This is a genomic window from Faecalibacterium sp. DFI.5.82, from assembly GCF_029076575.1.
In the GTDB taxonomy this organism is placed as follows: Bacteria; Bacillota; Clostridia; order Oscillospirales; family Ruminococcaceae; genus Faecalibacterium; species Faecalibacterium duncaniae.
Map to the genome: position 1 here is coordinate 1 of NZ_JARFIS010000602.1, position 306 is coordinate 306.

Sequence of the window (306 nt, forward strand, 5' to 3'; positions counted from 1 at the left end):
CCGCCGCTCCCATGTGCTGGTGGTCTGCGGCCACACCATGACCGAGGCCATGAAAAATGATATTGCCGTGGCCCAGCGGCTGGGAATTACCGCCACCACCCATGAGGGCATCCTGACCGTCAAGGGACAGGGCAAACGCTGATGGAGTCTGTTTTTGAGGCTTTCATTTCAAATCCTGCCCTTTACAGAGCGGGGCATCTGGTGGGGGAAACGCTGCATTTCCCCACCAACACGGAGGAGGTGCAGTCCCTCTTAAAGCGGATCGGCGTGGACGGGGTACGCTGCCAGGAATACTTTATTATCTCC

At 57.5% G+C, this 306-nt stretch carries 1 protein-coding gene; it reads left to right on the forward strand.

Annotation, left to right across the window (positions count from 1 at the left end):
* Positions 1–141: 141 nt before the first annotated feature.
* On the forward strand, positions 142–306 hold a 165-nt coding region (locus P0G09_RS18070), incomplete at its 3' end, for an antirestriction protein ArdA (RefSeq protein WP_275253361.1).